We start from the raw sequence: 4,522 nt of genomic DNA, 5'->3' as shown, positions 1-4,522 counted from the left end.
ATATGATGACGCCGTCAGCCGAGCCCGTCTCGACCAGATAGCGCACCGGGTCGAGCGAATCCTGCGAGCGCGAATAGGGCGTGACGATCAGGTGATAGGGCGTGTCGGCGATGACCTCGGTGACGCCGTAGATGATGTCCGAGACGAAGCTCATCAGCTCGTGCTCGGTGTTCAGCACAAGCGAGATGACGTTGGTCTTGCCGGTCCTCAAGCGCACGCCGGCGCGGTTCGGACGATAGCCGATCTGTTTGGCGACGAGCTGGACGCGGCGCCTGGTCTCGGCGCCGATCTCGGGCGCATCCTTCAGCGCACGCGACACCGTCGTGACGCCAAGCCCGGTCATGAAGGCAAGCGTCTTCAGCGTCGGCCGCTCCTTGCCTGACGCGTCGTCGCCCTTCTTCGTTACCCGTCTATCCATTCGTCCCGCCCGCCAGGCGCATAGCAGCCGCGGGGCCAGCCGGCAATCGTGCGGCGTTGACGACTGCGCGACTTCTGCCCGCGGCGAGCACCAGTATACTGAAACGTTACAGATTGCCAATCTTCGTGATTGGCCGGCAAGGTCACGACCTTTGCAGTCCGCGGGCGGAGATGAACCCAAAGTCCCTGGAATCAAAAAGAAATATCGATCTGGGACCGGTTTCAGCCACGATCAATCACTTTGGCACCAGCTTTGGCGCTTTGAGAGAAGGATTTTGTTCGCGCCTCGAAAAAATCTTAGGCCGCTTTAAGACAAGGGGTTGCCTATGCCGGCCATTTGCCGTATCCAAAATCTGTAACGTTTCAGATTCTGGGAGGAAGCCGAAATGCGATACAAATTCCTGACTGCCGCCTTTGCCGCGACGGTTGCGCTCAACTTTGCCGGTCCGGCGGCTGCGACCGACCTCGAAGTCACCCATTGGTGGACTTCGGGCGGTGAAGCGGCGGCGGTGGCCGAGCTTGCCAAGGCATTCGATGCCACGGGCAATCACTGGGTCGACGGTGCCATCGCAGGCTCCGGCGGCACGGCGCGGCCGATCATGATCAGCCGCATCACCGGCGGCGACCCGATGGGCGCCACTCAGTTCAACCACGGCCGCCAGGCCGAGGAACTGGTCCAGGCCGGGCTGATGCGCGACCTCACCGACATCGCCACCAAGGACAAATGGACCGAGATCGTGCGGCCAAAGAGCCTGCTCGACTCGTGCACCATCGAGGGCAAGATCTATTGCGTGCCGGTCAACATCCATTCCTGGCAATGGCTGTGGCTGTCGAATGACGCCTTCCAGAAGGCCGGCGTGCCGACGCCGAAGGACTGGAATGAATTCGTGGCCGCCGCTCCGGCGCTGGAGAAAGCCGGTATCATCCCGCTCGCGGTCGGCGGGCAGCCCTGGCAGGCATCGGGCGCCTTCGACGTGCTGCTGGCCGCGGTTGGCGGCACCGACGCCTTCCTGAAAGTGTATAAGGACAAGGACGCCAAATTCGCCGCCGGTCCCGAAATCGCCAAGGTGTTCAAGGCGGCGGACGACGCCCGCAAGATGGCCAAGAACACCAATGTGCAGGACTGGAACCAGGCGACCAATCTCGTCATCACCGGCAAGGCCGGCGGCCAGATCATGGGCGACTGGGCGCAGGGCGAGTTCCAGGTCGCCGACAAGACCGCCGGCAAGGACTATACCTGCCTGCCCGGCCTCGGCCTGAATGAGGTGATCGCCACCGGCGGCGACGCCTTCTACTTCCCGCTGCTCAAGGACGCCGACAAGTCCAAGGCGCAGGAAGTGTTGGCCGAAACGCTGCTCGATCCCAAGACCCAGGTCGCCTTCAACCTCAAGAAGGGCTCGCTGCCGGTGCGCGGCGACGTCGACCTCAACACGGCGAACGACTGCATGAAGAAGGGCCTCGCCATTCTCGCCAAGGGCGCCGTCATGCCGTGGACGGACCAGCTGCTCTCGCAGGACAGCCAGAAGCAGAAGGAGGACCTGTTCTCCGAATTCTTCGCCAAGCCCGACATGACGCTCGAAGACGCGCAGAAGCGCTTCGCCGACATCATCGCGTCGGCCGACTGATCGACGGCGCCCCCGCCAACTCCCGACCCCAGCCTATCCGGGGCCGGGAGCCTGACGTCTCATTGCCCGGCTGCCGAGATGAGCAACAGCGAACGCCCGAATCAGCTTTTCCGCAACCTGAACGCCAAGATCGCGTCGATCCCGATGATCCTGACGGCTCTGGTGGTGTTCGTCGGCGGTACGGCCTGGACGGTGCTCTATTCCTTCACCAATTCGAAGCTCCTGCCGCGGCTCAACTTCGTCGGGCTCGACCAGTACCACCGGCTCTGGTCGACATCGCGCTGGCTGGTCTCGATCGAGAACCTCTTGATCTATGGCGCGATCTCGCTGGTGTTCTCGCTGGTCATCGGCTTTCTGCTGGCGGCGCTTCTCGACCAGAAGATCCGGTTCGAGGACACGTTCCGCACCATCTTCCTCTATCCCTTCGCGCTGTCCTTCATTGTCACCGGGCTGGTCTGGCAATGGCTGCTCAATCCGGATTTCGGCGTGCAGCGCGTGGTGCGCGACCTCGGCTGGACGAGCTTCAGCTTCGACCCGCTCTACAATTCCAGCATCGTCATCTACGGCATTTCGATCGCCGCGCTCTGGCAGGGCACGGGGCTCATCATGTGCCTGATGCTCGCCGGCCTGCGCGGTATCGACGAGGACATCTGGAAGGCGGCGAGAGTGGACGGCATCCCCGCCTGGAAGACCTATCTCTTCATCATCATCCCGATGATGCGGCCGGTCTTCATCACCACGCTGGTGATCATCGCCGCGGGCATCGTCAAGGTCTATGACCTCGTCGTGGCGCAGACCAGCGGCGGCCCCGGCATCGCCTCGGAAGTGCCGGCCAAATATGTCTATGACTACATGTTTTTCGCCCAGAATCTCGGCCAGGGTTTCGCCGCCTCGACCATGATGCTGCTTTCGGTGGTGATCGTCATCGTGCCCTGGGCCTATCTCGAATTCGGAGGCAAGAAACGTGGCTGACGTCGCCTCCCTATCCCCCGGCGCCGAAGCGCTCAGGCGCGATGCCGCCGGCCCCAGCGGGCCGAAGCCGCGGCATGTGCTGTCGCGCCGCAACATCTTCCTCTACGGCACGCTCATCGTTGTCGCGCTCTATTATCTTCTGCCGCTTTACGTGATGATCGTCACATCGCTGAAGGGCATGCCCGAGATCCGCCTCGGCAACATTTTCTCGCCGCCGATGGAGATCACCTTCGAGCCTTGGTTGAAGGCCTGGGCCACCGCCTGCACCGGGCTCAATTGCGACGGGCTGTCGCGCGGCTTCTGGAATTCGGTGCGCATCACCGTGCCGTCGGTGCTGCTCTCGATCGCGATCGCCTCGGTGAACGGCTATGCCCTGGCCAACTGGCGCTTCAAGGGCGCCGACACCTTCTTCATCATCCTGATCGTCGGCGCCTTCATTCCCTATCAGGTGATGATCTATCCGATCGTCATCATCCTGCGCGAGATCGGCATCTACGGCTCGCTGACCGGGCTGGTGATCGTGCATTCGATCTTCGGCATGCCGATCCTGACGCTGCTCTTCCGCAACTATTTCACCTCGATGCCCGAGGAATTGTTCCGCGCCGCGCGCGTCGACGGCGCCGGCTTCTGGGGCATCTACCTGCGCATCATGCTGCCGATGTCGCTGCCGATCTTCGTCGTCGCCATCATCCTGCAGGTGACCGGCATCTGGAACGACTTCCTGTTCGGCGTCGTCTACACGCGCCCCGACACCTATCCGATGACGGTGCAGCTCAACAACATCGTCAATTCGGTGCAAGGCGTGAAGGAATACAACGTCAACATGGCCGCAACCATCCTGACCGGGCTGGTTCCGCTCATCGTCTACTTCGTTTCCGGCAAGCTCTTCGTGCGCGGCATTGCCGCCGGCGCGGTGAAAGGATGATGATGGACATCGCCAATCCCAGCGTTTCGATCCAGGACTTGTCGCTCAATTTCGGCGCCGTCTCGGTGCTGCAGACGCTCAACCTGGATGTCGCCGAGGGCGAGTTCATCGTGCTGCTCGGACCGTCCGGCTGCGGCAAGTCGACCTTGCTCAACTGCATCGCCGGTCTGCTCGACATTTCGGACGGCCGCATCTTCATCAAGGGCAAGAACGTCACCTGGGAAGAACCGAAGGATCGCGGCATCGGCATGGTGTTCCAGTCCTACGCGCTCTATCCGCAGATGACGGTGGAGAGGAACCTTTCCTTCGGCCTGCGTGTCGCCGGCGTGCCGAAGGACGAGATCGCCAAACGCATCGCCCGCGCCGCCGAGATCCTGCAGATCGAGCCGCTTTTGCAGAGGAAGCCCTCGGCGCTTTCGGGCGGCCAGCGCCAGCGCGTTGCGATCGGGCGGGCGCTGGTACGCGACGTCGATGTCTTCCTGTTCGACGAGCCGCTCTCCAATCTCGACGCCAAGCTGCGTTCGGAATTGCGCGTCGAGATCAAGCTGTTGCACCGCCGCCTGCAGAACACGATGATCTACGT

Annotated in this window: 5 protein-coding genes; 4 read left to right on the top strand and 1 reads right to left on the bottom strand. The window is 62.4% G+C overall.

Annotated elements, in window-relative coordinates; genetic code table 11:
• Positions 1–418 (bottom strand): LacI family DNA-binding transcriptional regulator (locus EOA24_RS28475; RefSeq protein ID WP_133374649.1); only part of this gene is annotated, 418 nt, incomplete at its 3' end.
• Between the two features lie 385 nt (positions 419–803).
• Between EOA24_RS28475 and EOA24_RS28470 the strand changes: the two genes are divergently transcribed.
• The 4 genes from EOA24_RS28470 to EOA24_RS28455 form a co-directional block, all read left to right on the top strand.
• Positions 804–2,042, top strand: a complete 1,239-nt coding sequence (locus EOA24_RS28470) for an ABC transporter substrate-binding protein (RefSeq protein WP_126081161.1) — start codon at positions 804–806, stop codon at positions 2,040–2,042.
• 78 nt (positions 2,043–2,120) lie between these two features.
• Complete coding sequence (locus EOA24_RS28465) at positions 2,121–3,014, top strand: sugar ABC transporter permease (RefSeq protein WP_126081162.1); 894 nt, start codon at positions 2,121–2,123, stop codon at positions 3,012–3,014.
• Positions 3,007–3,939 (top strand): carbohydrate ABC transporter permease, encoded by a 933-nt coding sequence (locus tag EOA24_RS28460; RefSeq protein ID WP_127256080.1) that lies wholly within the window; start codon positions 3,007–3,009, stop codon positions 3,937–3,939. The genes EOA24_RS28465 and EOA24_RS28460 overlap by 8 nt, the downstream gene beginning before the upstream one ends.
• On the top strand, positions 3,939–4,522 hold a 584-nt coding region (locus EOA24_RS28455), incomplete at its 3' end, for an ABC transporter ATP-binding protein (RefSeq protein ID WP_133374648.1). The genes EOA24_RS28460 and EOA24_RS28455, both read left to right, overlap by 1 nt.

Origin of the sequence: Mesorhizobium sp. M2A.F.Ca.ET.039.01.1.1, from assembly GCF_003998035.1 — a bacterium.
Taxonomy (GTDB): Bacteria; Pseudomonadota; Alphaproteobacteria; order Rhizobiales; family Rhizobiaceae; genus Mesorhizobium.
Note: the sequence above shows the minus strand (reverse complement) of the source record. Positions and strands in the feature narration are given on the sequence as shown.